Genomic DNA, 17936 nt, shown 5'->3' with positions numbered 1-17936 from the left:
CTCAAATTTATTCCAAACATGCGCTCTAATATCCTAATTGTTGCATGTTCGCTAACTATTAGTTTATTATTACGTGATAGTTCATTTATCTTTGTTTGTACGTCGAGTATTTCATTTTTGATTGAGTTATAGCGATGCTGACAATCTGTTAATTCTGTTTTGACAACGCTTTGCTTCGCTTTTAATTTTTGTAATTGAGTTTGATATTTCTTTAGAGTATTACTATTCATAATTCGCCTAATTCCTCTACATAAATCAGTATATTACGTCAATGCTCAGCATTACATAACCATCCCTCAAATACTCAGCATCATCTAAAATGTGAGAGACAATAACGCTACATTGATTGCCAGTTCGATTACCTAGCTCATCAATCTCATGCAACTTTAGAATATCTCCGACTTTGTAATTTCGGTCGTTGTAGCGTATTTCAGCCTTTTTTATGTCTTTTACAACATCCATAAAATACTCTGATTTAATTTTTAGTTCGTGTGTAGTCATGATTATTTCCTTTTAATTACAGCTTTTACTGGTTCGACCATACAGTTATCAGCAAACACTTCTCCTTGACCGCTAATAAGATTGATTGCGCATCCGTTAGTTATTTCGTGTACACCTTTAGATGAGCATTTGAAAACAAACGACAGAATAATCGGGTCTAATTCAATCTTCATATAAAGCTCGTTATCAAACAAGAAAACATAACCATAGTCGATATGTTGAAATTCGATTTTGCCGTGGTTAAATACGGATTCATCAATTTGCATAATTATTCCCATAAAGTATCTACGCTAAATAATCAGCGCAGATAGTTGTAATAAATTAATAGAATAGAGGGGGTGCTCGGCAGCTATTAGTGATTAACCGCCAAGATAGTTGATTTAACTAATTGATTTAAAATGGGATGTTGTCATCAAATGTATCTTGATGCTGTGTTGTTGTTTGTTGCTGTTGTTTTTGTTGTGTCTGGCTAGCGTTATTATTGTCACGACTACCCAAAATTTGCAATGTACCACCTATTGGGTTGACTACAACTTCAGTTGTATAATGATCGTTACCTGATTGATCTTGCCATTTTCTTGTTTGTAATTGACCTTCAATATACACTTGAGCGCCTTTTTTGACGTACTCGTTAGCAATTTCGGCTAATTTACCGAATATAACAACTCTATGCCATTCAGTGCGATCTTTTTGCTCGCCAGTTTGTTTATCTTTCCAAGTTTCTGACGTTGCTAAACTAAGATTAGCAACTGCATTACCATTAGACATGTAACGAACTTCTGGGTCTTGACCTAAATTGCCTACTAAAATTACACGATTAACTCCACGTGCCATTTTTATTCCTCGCTATTAATTTATTTGATAGTTTATCTTCATGGCGATGTAAACGAGCATGAGCAGACCTAGTCATTAACGCTAGATTATTAATGTCGTTATTTGTTTTATCACCATCTATATGATGAATACATTCATCTTCGAGTAATTTTCTTCCTAATCGATTTTCAAAAACAATAACATGCAAAAGCCGCCCCTTGTTTTCTCCTCGTGTTATTTCATAATAACCACTTGGTTTTAAGGAAATTCCTTTAGCATTTGTTTCTGCATTTTTAAGTCTTGCTTTTGACATGTTCTTCTTCCATTCGTCTGTAAAAGTACGAGTTATACCTTTATTTGCTGAAAGCCTTCCATTTTTAGCAGCTAAACGAACTCCATCAGCTCTAGACCTAAGAATGTTTGATTTTTTTAAATGATGTCTTATGGTGCTTTGTGGCGTGTGTAATATAACTGATACTTGAGGGATACTTAAACCTTGTTTATATAATGAGATTAGATTCTCTTTGTCCATTCAACCTCCACTAAAATAACTTTATTTATTCCACGCGCCATTTTCTTGCTCCAGTTTTGTTTTATCAACGTCAAAATTATTATTTATTAACTCCAACACAGAACCCAGCATTGATTTTTCCATATCTGTTGATGTGTCTATCCCCTCAGCCTTAAAATAAACGTTTTCATCTTCTCGTTCTTCTATTGTTAGAATAATCATAATCACCCCTTTTATTTAACTTTGCTCCAGCTCTTTTAAATTTTCATCAATTTGTTGCTGTATTTTTTTCAATTTTAATTTTTACCGCTTTAACCCCGTTTGTTGGGGTATGTCAGATGACATCCCCCGGCTTTAAATTTCTCCACTCATCATCTGTAATCATTACTGACCTCCTTTAAATCAGTTTCTGGTACTAGTTGAATGCTAATAAACCCGTCTATAAAAACGGGGATGTGATACCACGGGCACATAACGCCCGATTCATCATATGCATAATAAATATCATTATTTGCGATTTCTGTTTTCATGCCGTTATATAAAACAGGGTCGAATAAACTAAATTTTGGTATCGGTAAATCAACGTCATATACTTTTTCGCTCACTTAAACCTCGCTTATAATTAACTATTACATTCCCGCACTTAAATGGCACAATCAGAATTAAACACGTATCAAAATTACAACCACCTGTTGGCTTTTCGCCGTTCGGTAACAAATATTGATAACGTCCATTCGGAACATAAATAATACAGTTTTGTCCGTGTATATTATCTTGCCATGCTTTTGTTGCAGGAGTGTATGGCAGGACCATTAACACTTGCTGACTCCATTTGTTAACTTGTTCTACTGCTTTTTGGAAAAACTCCCATTTCCGTGAAAAAGGAGGGTTGCAAAATGAGGTGATACTTGGGTTACTAGCTAAAAACCATAAATTACTCTCTAACGCATTGTTAGATTCAGTTATATAACAAGTTGCGCTATTTATTTTCACATCTTCACTTGAGCAACATACATCAGTACCAAAGCCTTTTATGTTAAGCAGTGTTAACGCATCATTGATCAATAATTCTGACGTTCGCCAATAATCCTTGTTTTGCTTCTCTGTTTGTGATTTGTTTAGAATAGCCATTTTAAAACTCTCTGATGTAGTAATTTGGTGGGTGTCGCTCTGTCGCCAACGGCGCGACTACCGTCTGTCAAACAATACGGCTTGTATATTTCAAACTAGTGCGCTAACTGAAGGAGGACGGGTCTCTGCTAACACTAATCATCAACGCATATACCAGACGCAATCCGTTAACTTACTGTTATGCCAAGCTTCTTATTTAAATCTTCAACAACAACGGCAGGTAAATTGTCTTTAATAACATTCGCTTGTATACCGTCTAAAAAGTTGACAGATTCAGGCCATATCTCTTGTAATTTTTTGAGAGTTGCACAGCTATTTAAGATAGCCATAATTTCATGCTCTAAATCATTTTTTTGTTTTTCTAGATATTTGAACTGATTCTGTAATGACAAAAATCGTTTTGAAAACTCATGATCAACAGTGTACATTGGGTACTCTTTTAATTCATAAAAAGCACGTTCAGGCGGTAATGTTAGACATGCGCTTAACCCGTTAAAATAACATCTCACGTGGTTGTAAGTGTAAAAAACACTACCTCTATCAAATGGCAGCTCTTTAACGCGAGCTTTTATTTCATCCGCTTCTTTGAGTTGCTCAGCAGTTACGTTATCGTTATAAACGTCAAGTGCCAATTTAGATAAATTTTCATTTGCTATTTCTAGCTCTTTAGTTACTGGTGATTGTTCAATTGCATTTTTACAAATTTGTTCTTTGATAGTTTTAGTTAATCTAGTCATAATTATTCCTAATAAAATCGTCACTTGGACGGCTAATCTTTTTTAATAAACTCTGGAACATGATTTTTTACAAAATCAATAAACGACGAAGCCATTTCATGCACATCTGCTCCCATATTGTCATATCTATAGAATGAAACAGGTAGAAATGATTTAATCAAATAAACATCTTGATTGGCTGGTTTATAGCATTGAAATAGGTTGTATGTGAATTTATCGCAATCAAACCAGTCTAGATAACAACGCCATTGCATACTATCGATATAGCTTTCAGCATCTGCTCGTGATGTCAATTTATGATCGAATATTTCATTGATTTTGATTGCATCAACTACACCAACAAAAGTAACTGGCTCACCATTAATGGTGGTTTGCTTTTCTAGTTTAAATTCCTTAGCTTCTGGTAAAGCAATTTCGCAGTCTAAACCCGATAAATCAAACTTAAATCCGTCCTGTTCTACAATAGCTAGCTCATCATTATATTTAGCGGTTTCAAGCACCTTGTGAAATGCCGAACCTGCCAGCATTGCTTCGGTCGGCGGAGTTCGTTTTAATAAAAAATCAATCATATTGTCAATAGTTGATTCATCATTCAACAACCATCGGCGATACGATTCTAGTTGTGTAGCCGATATTCTTATCATGCGGCAACCTCGAATAACTTATTTTCTTTGTTGAATACAAGACCTTTTGATGTTGCAACATCAATCAGTATTTTTTTATCCAGAGGCTTGGATTGCTTCATTTCTTCTAGTTGAGAGTTAAACTCATCAACATCATTCAATGTAAACAAATGCGCCTTTAACTTTTCAAGACGCTCATTTTCAGCTTTTGCTTGTTCGGATTTTTCATTGAGTTTATCTTTGATACGTGTGATTACATCTTCTAAAAAATTAGGAGCTTCCACAAAATTAGGAATTACAATTACTTCCAACTGTGCAGGATTTTTACCAAACCCTGATGAACTTGGGTTAAAATCTAAAATTCGATTACGTTTATCATTAATTTTAATTCTCCCCATTACGTCAGCGACTTTATATATTTCGTTCTTCGATCCACCCTGTATATCAAGGCGTTCCACAATATCTTCGCCACTTTTTTGCTCATCCATATGTGCAAGCAAAATAACATCTTTACCAAACGAGTTAAGCAATTTTAACCAGCCTATAAAACTGGCTTTTAAAGCACCAAAACCCTGTAAAGATAGTTGCCCGCCATAACCTTTAAACTTAGGGTTACCTTTTATTAAATGCGCTTGTAACGCATCTAATGCTCTTCCTGCCGTATCAATAACAATTGTATCGTAGGGCATTAAATCTTGTTCTGTAACACTTTCAACATCATCCCATTCCTGTATGTCCACAACATCTTTTCTAAATTGTGAACGGTACGCTCCTTTGTCAAAATCAAATAATAACGGTTTTTTGGCTGTAAACGCTGTTGATGTTTTCCCCAATCCTGGTTGGGCATATAAGCAGATAGTTAGATTGCTTACTTCAATTGGTTGTTCTGCCTTAATAATTTTTAGAGCCATGTATCACCTCATTTAAATGCGTGTCGCTTTCTTGTTTTTGAACTTGTAAATTAGCTAATTCTGTTAAATCAACCTTGTACGCTTCTGCTATATCAATAATCATTCTTGATTGAATAGGTAGCGAGCTATATATTTCTTCCCACGTCATTATCTTCACTCCGTTGCCACTTCTAACATCCATCGAATCAGCCCAAACAGTCCGCCGAATGTCAAAAAGTAGGTACAAAAAAGGGCGTATACTTGCTCGCCCTTGTTTAGTTTGTAATTAATATTAAATCGGTCTGTGTCATGTACATTACAGCCGACATGGTCAATCGGTATTGTGTTCATTTAGACATCCTCTGGTCGTTCTGTGAGCGAGAGACGCCAATTAATTCCATCAATATTGAAAAATAAGACGCTTCTACAATACTCATTGCTAGAAGCATTCCAGCAACCACCATATTTATCGGCATATGGTTCATTAATGTAAAAATACACTTCGCCATCTTTGTCCATTGCCGCGTATTTCCATTTTTTACTAATTTTTCGCCACATATTGCGCGTAATTGGTAAAGGTGTTGATTGAGGTGCAATGCGGTATTCTGTATTCAATGATACGGAATCAGGGACTGCTCGGCACCAATCAGCGCCGCGCTTATATTCAACTGGCACACCCTGCATTTTTGCTAATAAAACCTGAACAAGGTGTTCTTCATGTTTGTTTTGCGGTGTTAATTCTTCCATTATTCATTCCTCAATTCTTCGAAAAACCAATTTGTTATGTCCTCACAATTTTTATTACTGAGAAATGAATCCCAATCATCCCAGCTCAAACCGTGCTCGTCATATTCAGAGTCTCGACCAATAAAAATTGGTGTTTTCTGTAACAGAACATCCGAGAAATGATGTGCAAATTCTCCGCTAGCCCAGCAAACATTCGCGTCCAGACATGCATTTAACACCAATGCTATTTCGTGCTCAGTTTCACATTTAACATACCAGTCTAGCTGTTGTAATTTTTCAATAATTTTTTTACTAGTCATTGTTTAATCCCCCATAAGTTTATATTTGCTAATTCTGTAAAAAAGCCCGCTACTAAATTCACGGGCAAGCATATGAAAGAAAATAGCGCTTTACGGCAAGCGCCAAGCCGTTTTAAGACTCAAAACCAAATTAAAATAGATGATTCTTCTTGCAAAAACTACAGCGCTATCTAGTGCTGTCATACAATTAGAGCGGATTTTTATTTCGTTTTTTATTGCGTTTTTTATTGTACTTTTTGCATTTGTAGCTTGAGCTACACCAAGCTCAGTTTTCACTGAAAAAATCAGTTCAGCAAAATAATCTATAATGTAATCCTCGTCATCTGATTGATGATTTTTTACAGCGTTATCTATTAATTTATTTGTTCGCTCGCTAGATTGTTTTACATTATTCATTAATTAGCTCCTAAAAAAGCCCTCAAAAGAGGGCGAATGGATATAGATGCTCGTCTTTCCGAGCTGTTAAAATTCGTTAGCTTAATAAAATGATTTTTTATTTTTTTCATTAAAATGAAATTCAGCTTTTTCATAACATATGAGCTTTAATGCTTTTTGAACTGAATCAGTGTCAACATCATCCCAACCAAACACTTTCATTATTTTTTCTTCAATTTCTAGATAATCATCATCGCTGAGCTTGTCATAAAGTTCGTTTGACTGAGCTTTGATTTCTGCTTCTTTATCGTCTTGCATTTCGATATTGTTTATCATGTTGCAATAAGCATTTTCGTAACTATTTTCTACAGCTCTATGTAACATCATCTATCTCCTTTCTTATTTCAAATTCAAGCGCACTTGTTTAAATGCGCTTTGATTTGAATGCTGGTACATACCCCAGCAGGTAATGCGCTCCCTTACTCCGTGCTATCTTTTCATCAGCTTAGAGGGAGCTAGGCATTTCGTTCTAAGATGAGCTTTGCTTTCACACTGTCTACTTGAATAACACTTTATAAGTTGTCCCGACTTTCCGAATTTTTAAAGAGCTTCAACTTTGGTAAGTTGATTTGTTTGTTTTGATGTGTATATACTACTGTAAGTAGTTTAAAAATGCAACTAAAAGTAGTGTTTATTTTTAATAAAACACTACTTAAAGTAGTATGTTTATGTTTTTTAATTGGTTTATTGTTATTCGTTTGCTTGTTTTTTAATCAATGAATTGTTTTAAAGTTGTGATGGGGAATTTAGGTGTGAAAAAACCCGCATAAGCGGGTTTTATAATTAATTATTTGAAGATGAATTAATATGTATTAAGGCTTCTTCTTCTTGCTTCTTCTACTTTTTGGGATGACTCTTTTGAATATTCAATAGCTTTCTTTGCTACTTCATAGCTATTTTTTGTATATTCCTCCCAATTATATTGAACACTACTCATTGCCATTCTCTGTAATTGGTTTAGATTCATCATTTTTATTTAACTCCACCTGTTCGTTTTTGATTCTATCAGTAAAATCGGTTACATCTGGTTCGCCACCGAAATTTATATTTGATTCTGATATTTCTATTATAGCTAAATTATCTAATTGTTTGATGTATGAATTATTGTCTGGAGATTCTACATTCCTAAATAATTTACGAGCCTCACATCTATCAATTACAAATGCGTGATCTGGGTATCCCATTGTGAGTTTACCCAAAAGATCATTGCTAATTAGATTTTTGCTTTTAGTTGCTAATCTTACACCATATTCTAAACAAATTTCAAGTGCTCTCTGGTGCTCTCCAACTTTCATTGGTTCAATTTGACTGGCGATTGGGGATATAACGCTATCAGTTAGTTTCTCTGCTATTTCAGCTGATAATCTTGTACTTATTCTTGTTGAATATCTTATATCTTTAACATAACTATTAAATGAATTTATAGCTCTCTCCTGTAAATGATTAATTGCTTTGAATATATCTAATCCAGAATTTCTTGCGCCAATTTCATCTTCTTTCTGGAGTTGTATATCAAGTGGACCTAATTCTCCGCGATTACCGATAAATAATCGATTAGCTGAAATAGTTACCAACGTTCCTGCACTTTTACAGTATGAGGGAATTAGAACGTTGACATGATCAGTATAATAGTGTTGCAATGCTCTTCCTATTCTATATCCTGAATGCGGATCTCCGCCAAATGTTACTAATACAAGTATAACAGCTTCTGCTAATTTCTTATTTTTTCTTCTTTCCTCAATTAGATGTGTTAATTTCTCATACCCATCTCTATATATACCGCCATAATAGAAATAAACATCATAATTATTATCGTTAACTTCTTCTGATTTTTTTTGTTGTTTTACCATCTCGTTTCCTTATAAGTTCATTTATATTTTATTCAAAAACCGCCGAAGCGGTTAGCCGTGTTTTCTTAATAGCATTGATTGACTTAGCATTACTTTGCCGTGTATGTATAGCTGATCAAACTCATCTTCATGTATTTCCCACGAGTCGTACAGTTTATTGTCGGATTTTACCCGAATAATATTTTTAATTACTTGTAATCGTTTGACATACAAATTACGTCCAAAAGTAAATACGTAAATGCCGTCGCCTTCAAACGATCTTCTTGATACATCGACGTATATTGCGTCACCACTCTCAAACGTTCCTTGCATACTATCCCCGCTAACGTTGATAACTTTTAAATTATTTGCATTAACTCCTTTAAATAATGTTTTTGCTTGCTCTGAATCATATTCTACTAATTTAATCACTTCCATCACATCCGAATTTAGATAACCAGCACCTGCACTAGCAGTAATATCTAATACTTCAATGTAGAATGAGTTTTCATTTTTATTTGTGATAGTTTCTTTTGCTTTACTATCTCCAGTACCAAAAAGTAACCAGCTTTTATCAACGTTCAAAAATTTAGAAATCTTATCTAAATTAGAGTTTCTCGGTATAGCAGTACCCTGCGCATATCTGCGAATCATTTCGTAGTTTATGCCTGTCCCTTTGCTTACGTCACCCATCCACAAGCCTTTTTCGATCATTACTGAATGCAGTCTGTCTTTGAATTTATTATTTATAGTCTCGTTCATGTTTCTTTCCTTTTACTACTTTTAGTAGATTTTAATGTTAAAAAAAATTTGCGCAACACTATTTAAAGTAGTATCATTTTAATAAAAATACTACTTAAAGTTGTTTGGAGGTTGAATGTTACCAATTCAAAGAGCATTTAAAATTTTAGGAAATGAAAAGGGGCGAGGTGGAATATCAAGGTTAGCTAAGCATTTTGGTATAACGTCTTGGGCTGTTTCTAGATGGCAGTATGTTGCTGTTCCTGCTGAGCGTTGTCCAGACATAGAGTTTTTAACAGATGGACAGGTAACGTGCGAAGAACTCCGTCCAGATGTCAACTGGTCAGTAATTAGAGGTCGGGCATGAGTACATTAAACAATGAAAATCTATTAAAGCCAAAATCACAACAAGAGCGTGTTATAGCTGTTTGTAGTGACGGTAAATACCGAACACTAGACGATATTCAACGCGAGATTAAGAAGCGTTTTAACCAGTTTGATACAACACCAGCGATTAGCGCAAGACTTCGGGAAACAGGGCGATTATTCAAATATGGCTATGTGAAAGATAAGTATCACAAAATCAATGAGAAGACTAAGAAAGCTTGTTATTACTACACGTTAAAGAGGGTTGCACAATGAGCATGTTATTAATGGTTGAAGCCATGAAATTAAAAGTTGGCAATCCGCTTAGAAAGCTGGTTTTAATTAAACTAGCCGATAATGCTAACGACAAAGGCGAATGTTTTCCATCGATTGCTTATATTGCTGAACAATGCGAAATTTCTGAGCGCTCCGTGCAAAATCACATTTCATGGTTAGCCTCTAATGGATATTTAAAAATTGAAAGCAGAAAATCCGAAAACGGACTCAATAAATCTAATATTTATTACCTAAATTTTAGTGGTGCAAATGCTGCACCCTATGGTGCAAATAATTCCGTTAGTGGTGCAAATGCTGCACCCAGTGGTGAATCTCCTGCACCACTCGATGGTGCAAATCCTGCACCCATAACCAGTCATATTATTGAACCAGTCAAAGAACCAGTCAATAACCTAATTATTAGCGGATTTGATTTTTCTGGTCTTGATGGTTTGTTGGAAAAAAATCTTATTGATGATTTTGTGAAATTTAGAAAATCAATAAAGAAACCGCTAACCCAAGGGGCTGTTAATTATCTGATCCGTGAATTAAACAAAGCCATTCGCAATGGATATAACGCTAATGAGCTTATTGAAATGACATTAAGCCGAGGTTGGCAAACGTTTGAATATAGATATTTGAATAATCAGCAACAAACACCTAATGGCGCGCCATCAAAATTCATGACCCTTGCCGAACGTAACAGAGCTGTTTTAGAGAGTATGAGGTCTTAACCATGGCAAAGATTACAGATGATTTTTTATCAGTTATTGGCGGATTGCTTGAGCTTTACGGGCAACAAGCAAGCACAACTAAAGTCAATATTTACTGGTCAATGCTTGGACAATATCCGATTAATTCATTAAAGGCTGCCGCTAATGCTTGGGTGCGTAAAAGCCAGTTTATGCCGAAGCCTGCGGATTTAATCAAGCTAATGGGCGGTGCAAGTAATCATTTATCACCAGATGAAGCATGGGCAATTGCAATACTGGCTAGTGATGAAACTAACACCGTTGTATGGACTAGCGAAATGGCGAAAGCGTGGGCGCAAGCCGAGATTGTCTACCGAAATGGCGACAAAATCGGGGCGAGACGAACGTTTATTGATGCATATGAGCGAATGGTTGATGAATCGATGATGTGCGGACGTGCCGTTGAAACGTTTGTTTCGCTAGGTAGCGATAAAGAAAAACGTACTGACGCTATAAATCATGCTGTTTTTACAGGGCTGTTAACGCAAGAGCGAGCTAATCATTATCTGCCGAAACCAGAGAGTACGTTTGCAATGCTGGAATGTAAAACTGGGCAGGGAGCATCAAGTAAAAGCATGATGCATATTGCTAGCATTAAGCAGATGTTAAAAACAGGTAGGGCTTGTGTTGCGGAGGGTTAATCACTGCTCACTAGGTCACTATCACATGCTAGACAAAATAGCGTATGACTATGTTGCAGAATTGGGCAAACGCGGTGCGAATAAATCAAAAATAAAATTTGAACTAGCAGAACGAGTTAAAAAATATTCAGAAGAAGACAAAATTAAATTACGGGAGTTGATACAAAAATGGCTTACAAAATAACAGCAGAAGTTAAAAAAGGTTGGCAAGAGTGGGGAACAATCGTATTGCATCGTGATTCAAAACTCACAGAAAAAGGTTTAATTAAAACGCTGGCTACAGTTAAAAACTCATTCGGCAATACTAAAGTTGATGTGTTGGTCCGTAATTTTGAGTGTGTGAGGGTTTAGGGATGTTTGAAGATTTTACTAGACGCTCTAAAGCGGTTATTAACGGTCTAGTTTCTTGGTTAATCGTTATTGCGTTAGCTGTCAACGTTTCAGTAGCTAGCATTAACATCATTAATTCATTTTTTTCAAACAATGAGTTGATACAAGCTGGAAAATTTCTTGACTCAATAAAAAACAGGGTTAACGAAAACGGGGTAATTTTTTATGAAACAGCTAATCATCGCATCATAGTTACAACAAAAGAATGATACGAAAATAATCATAGGTAATTAATAAATGAATAACAACGTAAAAAATCCAAAACATTATCAAATAATTAGCGGTATCGAATCAATCGATATCATCGCACGTAGCATGACAGTTGAGCAATTTCAAGGTTTTTGTCTCGGCAATATTTTGAAATATCGAATCAGAGCAGGGAAAAAAGATGCGTTAGAGCAAGATATCGCAAAAGCGAATGAGTACGAGAAGATTTTTGAAAATAAAAAACATCTGTGCGTTGACTGGGGAGTAGACGATGAGTGATGAAGTGATTGTAGCAATAGCTTCGTTTGTTTTTTGGGGATTCGTGATTTGGAGAGCAACTAAGTAATGGCAAATAAGAAAATATTTAAACTAGTTAGCGAAACAGTAAAAAACAATTTAATTAATTTTATTCGCTCATTACCAGTTGATAGTAAAAATCCATTAGTAGTTTGTATTCAAGAGATGACTAGAACTTTAGAGCAAAACGCCCGCATGTGGGCAACATTAACGGATATATCGAAACAAGTTAATTGGCACGGATTAACGCTAACTCCAGAAGAATGGAAGCACGTTTTTACAGCAACACTAAAAGGACAAAAAACGGTCCCCAATTTGGATGGGACAGGTTTTATTGTTTTGGGGCAATCAACAAGAAGAATGAGTAAAAAAGAATTGAGTGATTTATTGGAGTTAGCATATGCATTTGGAGCTGAGAAGGGCGTCAATTGGAGCGAGCAGTCTAAGTCAGATTTATTAATATTTGATTGGTACAAAGACCAATTATCAAAGGTGGCATGATGGGTTATTTAAAAGTTAATGGCAATAGGTATCAAAAGATATTTGCAGTTGGTGATTTACATGGTTGTTACGACTTACTTATGAGCAAGTTAAGTGACGCAGGATTTGATTTTAAACATGACTTACTGATAGCGGTTGGTGATTTAATTGATAGAGGTACGCAAAGCTTAGAATGTTTACGATTAATTAATCAGGATTGGTTTAAAACGGTTCGTGGAAATCACGAGCAAATGGCAATTAATGGAATTAATGGAGATGAACAATCATTATCTGCATGGCAATACAACGGTGGGGGTTGGTTTTTCACATTAAACGATTTAGATAAACAGGAAGCTGTTAACTTAATTAATAAGTGCAATGAATTGCCTTTAGTTATTGAGCTTTCAATCAATAACGAATTAATAGCGTTTGCACACGCAGATTATCCAGCAAATGAATATGTATTCAACAAGCCTATTGATTTAAATAAAGTGGTTTGGAGTCGAGAACGATTTGAAAAATATGACAATACAGGAATAAAAGGTGTTGAATTTTTTGTGTTTGGTCATACTCCGCAAAGAGAAGTGACGCCAGTTGCAAACAGGGTTTACATTGATACTGGGGCGTTTTTTTCTGGCAACTTAGTATTAACTAGGATAGACAATATTTAGGGTAGCATGATGAACAACGAACACAAAGAACAACTGAAACGATACGATGATAAAGAGCAAGAGTTAGAGCGAGCAATAGCAGTAGTTAGAGAACAACGCAGAGAATACATTAATCAGCATAATTTAAATAGAGTTAATGATGCCGAGAAAACACAAATTAATTAAAACAGATTTTAAATGCCCAGAATGCAATGGCGCTTGTTTATATAACGTTGATTGGGATTTGTATGTCTGTAATAGACCATTGGTTGGTGTTAACGGAGAAGTAAAAGGCTCTTGCGGTAAGTTTTACAAGAATAAAGCGAAGTTCAGACGATGAAGAGAGAAATAAAACAGAAAAAATGTAAAAACTGCGGTAAAAAGTTCGCATTATTTAACTCACTCGCCAAGGTTTGTTCAATTGATTGTGCTATTCAATATGCAAAAGATAACAGCGTTCAAGAGCAAACCAGAATTAAATTAACACGAATAACAAAAGAGAAAATTAAAACTCGGTCAGAGCATTTAAGAAAAGCGCAAACAGCATTTAATGCATTTATTCGAGAGCGAGACAAAAACGAGCCGTGTATCAGTTGTGGGCGCTATCACACGGGTCAATATCACGCAGGACATTATCGTAGTGTTGGAGCATGTCCTGAATTGCGATTTTGCGAGCTAAATGTACACAAGCAATGTTCAGCATGTAATAACCACAAATCAGGGAACATCATTGAATACAGAATTAATCTGGTGAAAAAAATTGGCATTGAAAAAGTTGAATGGTTAGAGGGGTATCACGAACCAAAAAAATACACGATAGAGCAAATAAAACAGATTAAAGCTGAGTATAAGCAAAAATTAAAAGAGTTAAAAAAGGGTAGATAACAAATGCTAGCAGAATATATGTACGTTGATGATGAGCCAGATGTTAAGCAATTTGAAAATTATCTCAATAGTAAAAATTTATTTATTGAGAGAGCTAATGAGAACAATTTACTAGCCAAAGCTATTGATTTGTTAAAAATGTGGGGTGCATGCAATGCATATTCTAGCAGATGTGGCTATAAAAATGTTAGCGCTATGTTTTCAGAATTATACCCTAAACATAACCTTGTTTATATAGAAAACGAGCTAGAATTTATTGATGAATGCATGAGAAATGCTAAAAATTCTAAAGATTTAGCGTTAAGAGAACAATGGGAATTAGCAGATTTGTATTACCGTGGCATTGATGTTGTTATTGATGGCTCAGATGGGAGCGAGAGATTAACATTAAGAGAAATAGCAAAAATGAGAGATATATCAAAAGATACAGTTGATAGACGGCTAAAATCGTTTGAAAGTTATATTGTCGCTAATTTATCAAAAAGAAATGATATTTTTTATTAATTTAGTTGACGTGAGACAGAAAGTATACTACATTAGTCATGATGGGACTTTTATATATAAAGCTCGTAAATGCGGGCTTTTTTATTATCTGTTAGAAGTTAAATATGTTTAGAGATGGAATTATTTAATTATAGCAAAAAAATCTTGATTTCTTAAGAGCACAGTGGTATAAAGTACCCAGACTGGAATTTTTGTATCCAAACTGTTTTTAAATAGAAGCCCAATTTTAATAAGTTGGGCTTTTTTATTCTAATTTTGTAATTTTTATATTAAACTGCGCGCTTTCTAAGCGCAGGTAATATTAAATTATGAAAAAAATAGCTTTAATTTTAGTTTTATTTTTATTATTCCCGTCAATTTCAAATGCGAAAAATTGTAGAAAAGGCATACCGTGTGGCAATTCGTGCATATCAGCATCTAAAACTTGTCGAATAGGAACGTATTCAGTAGCACCGACGCCTAAGCCGAAAAAGTCAAAATCAGTGCCAACATCCGATCAAATTGCAATTAGTAAGCAAAATTTTGACAATGCGAAAACTCAGCTGACTAAATTATATAAATCAAATTCAACACAAACCGAATTTTACTGCGGATGTGATATTTCATGGACAGGTAAAAAAGGTGTTGTAGATTTTGGTAAATGCGGATATGAGCCAAGAAAAAATCAGGCTAGAGCTGAACGCATTGAATGGGAACATGTTATGCCAGCCGAAAATTTCGGACGTCATCTACAATGTTGGCGAGATGGTGGGCGTAAAGCGTGTAAAAAAGATGTTACCTTCAATCAAATAGAAGGGGATATGCATAACTTGCAACCAGCGATTGGTGAAGTAAATGGTGACCGATCCAATTATCGATACTCGCAATTTACTAACACGTTTGAACAGTATGGTCAATGTAAAACTGCTGTAGATTTTAAAGAAAGAAAATTCCAACCGCGCGACGAAATTCGAGGCGTAATAGCACGCACATATCTTTATATGTCTGATAAATACAAAATTAATTTATCTAATCAAGAAGAAAAGCTGATGGCAGCGTGGGATAAAATGTATCAGCCGCAAAAATGGGAATGCGAACGCAACAAACTAATAGAAAAAATTCAGGGTAATGATAATAAGTTCATTACAGAGCAGTGTAATAAAGAAAGCCTCTAATTGAGGCTTTTTTTGTTAGAGGAACAATGAAAATTTAAGCGATTTTTAGTTCAAGATGTTTACCAAGAGCAGACAGGGCTTTACTTATAGTATCAATTTTTGTCACATGATCTAGATTGACAATACGCTGTACCTCTTGAGGTTTTACATGAATGCGCTTTGCTAACTCAACGTTAGAAATATTTTGATCAATCATCTCATTTAGCAACAATACTTTTGCATAAAGACTTGCTGGTAAATCAATTAAATATTCTCCCTTTTTTGCTTTGCTTGGTAACGGTACTTTACGATGATCTTCAAAATAAAAATCCATACTTGTAATTAACGCATCTTGTGCCATATTTAAAGCATCTTCTAAGTCATCACCGCAGGTGATAGCTTCGGGAATATCTCGAAATGTAACAGTATAACCGCCATCATCTTTAGTTAATTTTGCTGGATAAAACATAATAACCTCTGTTTAAGTAAGCCCCCTTGCGAGGGCTTTTATTATTTTAGATTTAGTTGCTTTTTGATTGCTCTCATTGTGCCGTTTTTTAACTCTCGACTATGATGTCTTGGCATTGTTGATTGCTTTCCGTTGTAATAAAGTTTTATGTGATTACTTCCTTGCTTTACCTCAACACCTTGAGCAACTAACCATCTTAAAAACTCACTTTGTTTCATTATTCCTCCGTGTTGTTTTAAGATGTAATTATAATAAACAAAAATGTTTATAACGTCAACAGGAAAGTAAACAAAAATGTTGATTTTTTTGAGGCGCTTTATGACTGCAAAAGAGCAGGATAAATATTTAATCGATATTCTGGATGCTCTAAACAGCTCTAAAAAATCGGGTTCGCTAGAAGTTCCACTTTTCGCATTAGAAAGCGATGAGTCTATGCTAGTTTGGATTATGTCGCTTTAATAATTATTTGAGCTTAGTTTAATTGGGAAAACTATGGTCTTCAAATCATAATAGAGGTTCGAATCTTCTAGCTCATGCCAAAACAGTCCCCCTCATAACCTCTACACAATCTGGATAAATCTGGTTTGTGATACGTTTGGGGGCATCTACAGAATCGACAGCAAAGCTAGACACGCACACCACTCAATATAGCTAGTACGCTGTCACCTTATTAACTCATATGAAGAATAATAACATGTATAAATCATCAATCATGGAATGGTTGCAATCGAATGCGCCATTAATTTACGGTGTCATTCTATCCATCATTATAGCCTACGGTCGTTTAACATATGACGGGGTAGGCGGACGCCGTAAATGGGTTGAAGCGTTATTGTGTGGTGCGTTGTCATTAGCTGCTAGCAGTGGGCTAGACTATTTTGGCTTACCAGTTAGTATGAATCCGTTTATTGGTGGCGCAATTGGATTTTTAGGTGTTGATAAATTACGTCAAGTATCAAATTCAATGTTAAGAAAAAGGGTTGACAACAACGATGACTAAGCTAACTGAACATTTTACGCTAGAAGAGTTTACTCGCTCGACAACAGCTAGTAGATTAAAAATTGATAACTCTGTGCCTGCTGATTTAATGCCCAACGTGCAATTAACAGCTATTAAGCTGGAGTTGGTAAGAAAAGCTTTAGGTAAGCCAATTATTATCACGTCTGGATATCGCTGTCCTGCGCTAAATGCTAAAGTTGGCGGTGTAGCAACAAGCGCTCACACAAAGGGATTAGCGGTAGACTTTAAATCGTCATTCGGTACGCCTAAAGAGATTTGTCAACAGTTGGTTGATGCTGGGGTGCAGTTCGATAAATTAATTCAAGAGCATAATCAATGGGTGCACATTGGTTTTAGTCCGACACATAATCGCCAAATAGTGTTAACAGCAGCCAAGCAGGGCGGTAAAACGGTTTATTTGAGTGGTTTAAAATGAATAAAACATACACGGCAATAGCGATTATTTTTACATTTATGATTTATGTTATTGTTAATTTGTGTAAAGACAAAGAAGCAATTCAAAAAACAAACGATGAACTGCTCGGAAAAATCGAACAGTTAAATCAGAACATCGCTAAAAACAATCAAATCATAGCAGATAATGAGCAAAGCAAACGCGAGCTAGAAAA

At 35.2% G+C, this 17936-nt stretch carries 39 protein-coding genes; 18 read left to right on the top strand and 21 right to left on the bottom strand.

Annotation, left to right across the window (positions count from 1 at the left end; genetic code table 11):
* The 19 genes from A9G40_RS13995 to A9G40_RS13915 all read right to left on the bottom strand — a co-directional run.
* Positions 1-230, bottom strand: a 230-nt coding sequence (locus A9G40_RS13995) for a hypothetical protein (RefSeq protein ID WP_065583521.1), incomplete at its 3' end; no start/stop codon positions are given.
* Positions 231-255: 25 nt separating this feature from the next.
* Positions 256-501, bottom strand: coding sequence for a DUF3850 domain-containing protein (locus A9G40_RS13990; protein WP_065581715.1), 246 nt, complete (start codon positions 499-501; stop codon positions 256-258).
* Positions 502-503: 2 nt separating this feature from the next.
* Positions 504-779 (bottom strand): hypothetical protein, encoded by a 276-nt coding sequence (locus A9G40_RS13985; RefSeq protein WP_065609673.1) that lies wholly within the window; start codon positions 777-779, stop codon positions 504-506.
* A 115-nt stretch (positions 780-894) separates the two neighbouring features.
* Positions 895-1335, bottom strand: a complete 441-nt coding sequence (gene ssb, locus A9G40_RS13980; protein WP_065583520.1) for a single-stranded DNA-binding protein — start codon at positions 1333-1335, stop codon at positions 895-897.
* Complete coding sequence (locus A9G40_RS15385; protein ID WP_065583519.1) at positions 1319-1846, bottom strand: HNH endonuclease signature motif containing protein; 528 nt, start codon at positions 1844-1846, stop codon at positions 1319-1321. The genes ssb and A9G40_RS15385 overlap by 17 nt, the downstream gene beginning before the upstream one ends.
* Before the next feature lie 21 nt (positions 1847-1867).
* Complete coding sequence (locus A9G40_RS13970; protein ID WP_065583518.1) at positions 1868-2047, bottom strand: hypothetical protein; 180 nt, start codon at positions 2045-2047, stop codon at positions 1868-1870.
* A 149-nt stretch (positions 2048-2196) separates the two neighbouring features.
* The gene (locus tag A9G40_RS13965; protein ID WP_065583517.1) at positions 2197-2430 is read right to left on the bottom strand and encodes a hypothetical protein; all 234 of its coding nucleotides are present in this window, start codon (positions 2428-2430) and stop codon (positions 2197-2199) included.
* Positions 2411-2956, bottom strand: coding sequence for a DNA N-6-adenine-methyltransferase (locus A9G40_RS13960; RefSeq protein ID WP_065583516.1), 546 nt, complete (start codon positions 2954-2956; stop codon positions 2411-2413). The genes A9G40_RS13965 and A9G40_RS13960 overlap by 20 nt, the downstream gene beginning before the upstream one ends.
* Positions 2957-3123: 167 nt before the next feature.
* Positions 3124-3693 carry an Nmad5 family putative nucleotide modification protein gene (locus tag A9G40_RS14475; protein ID WP_081302279.1) on the bottom strand — a complete coding sequence of 190 codons (570 nt, stop codon included), beginning with the start codon at positions 3691-3693 and terminating at the stop codon, positions 3124-3126.
* Positions 3694-3725: 32 nt separating this feature from the next.
* The gene (locus A9G40_RS13950; protein WP_065583515.1) at positions 3726-4337 is read right to left on the bottom strand and encodes a hypothetical protein; all 612 of its coding nucleotides are present in this window, start codon (positions 4335-4337) and stop codon (positions 3726-3728) included.
* The gene (locus A9G40_RS13945) at positions 4334-5227 is read right to left on the bottom strand and encodes an ATP-binding protein (protein ID WP_065575882.1); all 894 of its coding nucleotides are present in this window, start codon (positions 5225-5227) and stop codon (positions 4334-4336) included. The genes A9G40_RS13950 and A9G40_RS13945 overlap by 4 nt, the downstream gene beginning before the upstream one ends.
* The gene (locus A9G40_RS15135; protein WP_176700513.1) at positions 5208-5375 is read right to left on the bottom strand and encodes a hypothetical protein; all 168 of its coding nucleotides are present in this window, start codon (positions 5373-5375) and stop codon (positions 5208-5210) included. The genes A9G40_RS13945 and A9G40_RS15135 overlap by 20 nt, the downstream gene beginning before the upstream one ends.
* Before the next feature lie 182 nt (positions 5376-5557).
* Complete coding sequence (locus A9G40_RS13940; protein WP_065583514.1) at positions 5558-5953, bottom strand: hypothetical protein; 396 nt, start codon at positions 5951-5953, stop codon at positions 5558-5560.
* On the bottom strand, positions 5953-6252 hold the full coding sequence (locus A9G40_RS13935; protein WP_065583513.1) for a hypothetical protein: 300 nt from the start codon (positions 6250-6252) through the stop codon (positions 5953-5955). Before A9G40_RS13935 ends, A9G40_RS13940 begins: the two co-directional genes overlap by 1 nt.
* Positions 6253-6342: 90 nt before the next feature.
* Positions 6343-6648, bottom strand: coding sequence for a hypothetical protein (locus tag A9G40_RS13930; protein ID WP_065583512.1), 306 nt, complete (start codon positions 6646-6648; stop codon positions 6343-6345).
* Positions 6649-6729: 81 nt separating this feature from the next.
* Complete coding sequence (locus tag A9G40_RS13925) at positions 6730-7014, bottom strand: hypothetical protein (RefSeq protein ID WP_141675281.1); 285 nt, start codon at positions 7012-7014, stop codon at positions 6730-6732.
* Positions 7015-7489: 475 nt separating this feature from the next.
* The gene (locus A9G40_RS15620; RefSeq protein WP_255307328.1) at positions 7490-7624 is read right to left on the bottom strand and encodes a hypothetical protein; all 135 of its coding nucleotides are present in this window, start codon (positions 7622-7624) and stop codon (positions 7490-7492) included.
* Positions 7617-8537 carry an SDH family Clp fold serine proteinase gene (locus A9G40_RS13920; protein ID WP_065583510.1) on the bottom strand — a complete coding sequence of 307 codons (921 nt, stop codon included), beginning with the start codon at positions 8535-8537 and terminating at the stop codon, positions 7617-7619. The genes A9G40_RS15620 and A9G40_RS13920 overlap by 8 nt, the downstream gene beginning before the upstream one ends.
* 51 nt (positions 8538-8588) lie before the next feature.
* Positions 8589-9278 (bottom strand): XRE family transcriptional regulator, encoded by a 690-nt coding sequence (locus tag A9G40_RS13915; RefSeq protein ID WP_065583509.1) that lies wholly within the window; start codon positions 9276-9278, stop codon positions 8589-8591.
* A gap of 115 nt (positions 9279-9393) precedes the next feature.
* On the opposite strand from A9G40_RS13915, the gene A9G40_RS13910 reads away from it, so the two are divergent.
* The 14 genes from A9G40_RS13910 (at position 9394) to A9G40_RS13850 (ending at position 15859) form a co-directional block, all read left to right on the top strand.
* Complete coding sequence (locus tag A9G40_RS13910) at positions 9394-9624, top strand: transcriptional regulator (RefSeq protein ID WP_065583508.1); 231 nt, start codon at positions 9394-9396, stop codon at positions 9622-9624.
* Complete coding sequence (locus A9G40_RS13905) at positions 9621-9899, top strand: hypothetical protein (RefSeq protein ID WP_065583507.1); 279 nt, start codon at positions 9621-9623, stop codon at positions 9897-9899. The genes A9G40_RS13910 and A9G40_RS13905 overlap by 4 nt, the downstream gene beginning before the upstream one ends.
* A gap of 2 nt (positions 9900-9901) precedes the next feature.
* Positions 9902-10633, top strand: a complete 732-nt coding sequence (locus A9G40_RS13900; RefSeq protein WP_442902738.1) for a helix-turn-helix domain-containing protein — start codon at positions 9902-9904, stop codon at positions 10631-10633.
* 2 nt (positions 10634-10635) lie between these two features.
* The gene (locus A9G40_RS13895; protein ID WP_065583505.1) at positions 10636-11292 is read left to right on the top strand and encodes a hypothetical protein; all 657 of its coding nucleotides are present in this window, start codon (positions 10636-10638) and stop codon (positions 11290-11292) included.
* A 25-nt stretch (positions 11293-11317) separates the two neighbouring features.
* Positions 11318-11476, top strand: coding sequence for a hypothetical protein (locus tag A9G40_RS15125; protein ID WP_176700511.1), 159 nt, complete (start codon positions 11318-11320; stop codon positions 11474-11476).
* A complete protein-coding gene (locus tag A9G40_RS13890; RefSeq protein ID WP_065583504.1) occupies positions 11461-11643 on the top strand; it encodes a hypothetical protein in 183 nt (60 codons plus the stop codon). Before A9G40_RS15125 ends, A9G40_RS13890 begins: the two co-directional genes overlap by 16 nt.
* A 2-nt stretch (positions 11644-11645) precedes the next feature.
* Positions 11646-11891 (top strand): hypothetical protein, encoded by a 246-nt coding sequence (locus tag A9G40_RS13885; RefSeq protein ID WP_065583503.1) that lies wholly within the window; start codon positions 11646-11648, stop codon positions 11889-11891.
* Between the two features lie 28 nt (positions 11892-11919).
* Positions 11920-12168 (top strand): DUF3310 domain-containing protein, encoded by a 249-nt coding sequence (locus A9G40_RS13880; RefSeq protein ID WP_065583502.1) that lies wholly within the window; start codon positions 11920-11922, stop codon positions 12166-12168.
* A 66-nt stretch (positions 12169-12234) separates the two neighbouring features.
* The gene (locus tag A9G40_RS13875) at positions 12235-12687 is read left to right on the top strand and encodes a recombination protein NinB (RefSeq protein WP_065583501.1); all 453 of its coding nucleotides are present in this window, start codon (positions 12235-12237) and stop codon (positions 12685-12687) included.
* Positions 12684-13337, top strand: a complete 654-nt coding sequence (locus A9G40_RS13870) for a metallophosphoesterase (protein WP_065583500.1) — start codon at positions 12684-12686, stop codon at positions 13335-13337. Before A9G40_RS13875 ends, A9G40_RS13870 begins: the two co-directional genes overlap by 4 nt.
* Positions 13338-13346: 9 nt before the next feature.
* Complete coding sequence (locus A9G40_RS15120) at positions 13347-13502, top strand: hypothetical protein (RefSeq protein WP_179854663.1); 156 nt, start codon at positions 13347-13349, stop codon at positions 13500-13502.
* A gap of 150 nt (positions 13503-13652) precedes the next feature.
* The gene (locus A9G40_RS13860; protein ID WP_065583498.1) at positions 13653-14201 is read left to right on the top strand and encodes a recombination protein NinG; all 549 of its coding nucleotides are present in this window, start codon (positions 13653-13655) and stop codon (positions 14199-14201) included.
* Positions 14202-14204: 3 nt separating this feature from the next.
* Positions 14205-14705, top strand: a complete 501-nt coding sequence (locus A9G40_RS13855) for a hypothetical protein (RefSeq protein ID WP_065583497.1) — start codon at positions 14205-14207, stop codon at positions 14703-14705.
* Positions 14706-15013: 308 nt separating this feature from the next.
* Complete coding sequence (locus tag A9G40_RS13850; protein WP_081302278.1) at positions 15014-15859, top strand: endonuclease; 846 nt, start codon at positions 15014-15016, stop codon at positions 15857-15859.
* A gap of 34 nt (positions 15860-15893) precedes the next feature.
* On the opposite strand, the gene A9G40_RS13845 is transcribed toward A9G40_RS13850, so the two are convergent.
* The gene (locus A9G40_RS13845) at positions 15894-16307 is read right to left on the bottom strand and encodes a type II toxin-antitoxin system HicB family antitoxin (RefSeq protein ID WP_065583496.1); all 414 of its coding nucleotides are present in this window, start codon (positions 16305-16307) and stop codon (positions 15894-15896) included.
* Positions 16308-16348: 41 nt separating this feature from the next.
* A complete protein-coding gene (locus tag A9G40_RS13840; protein ID WP_065583495.1) occupies positions 16349-16525 on the bottom strand; it encodes a type II toxin-antitoxin system HicA family toxin in 177 nt (58 codons plus the stop codon).
* 100 nt (positions 16526-16625) lie between these two features.
* Between A9G40_RS13840 and A9G40_RS15115 the strand changes: the two genes are divergently transcribed.
* The 4 genes from A9G40_RS15115 to A9G40_RS13820 all read left to right on the top strand — a co-directional run.
* Positions 16626-16766: a hypothetical protein gene (locus tag A9G40_RS15115; protein ID WP_176700510.1), complete on the top strand. Its 141-nt coding sequence runs from the start codon at positions 16626-16628 to the stop codon at positions 16764-16766.
* A gap of 235 nt (positions 16767-17001) precedes the next feature.
* Entirely contained in the window at positions 17002-17307 is a 306-nt protein-coding gene (locus A9G40_RS13830) for a phage holin, lambda family (protein ID WP_081302152.1), read from the top strand.
* Positions 17300-17743 (top strand): D-Ala-D-Ala carboxypeptidase family metallohydrolase, encoded by a 444-nt coding sequence (locus tag A9G40_RS13825; RefSeq protein WP_065582152.1) that lies wholly within the window; start codon positions 17300-17302, stop codon positions 17741-17743. Before A9G40_RS13830 ends, A9G40_RS13825 begins: the two co-directional genes overlap by 8 nt.
* On the top strand, positions 17740-17936 hold a 197-nt coding region (locus A9G40_RS13820), incomplete at its 3' end, for a hypothetical protein (RefSeq protein ID WP_141675226.1). The genes A9G40_RS13825 and A9G40_RS13820, both read left to right, overlap by 4 nt.

Origin of the sequence: Gilliamella sp. Nev3-1, assembly GCF_001690435.1 — a bacterium.
Lineage (GTDB): Bacteria > Pseudomonadota > Gammaproteobacteria > Enterobacterales > Orbaceae > Gilliamella > Gilliamella apicola_C.
Note: the sequence above shows the minus strand (reverse complement) of the source record. Positions and strands in the feature narration are given on the sequence as shown.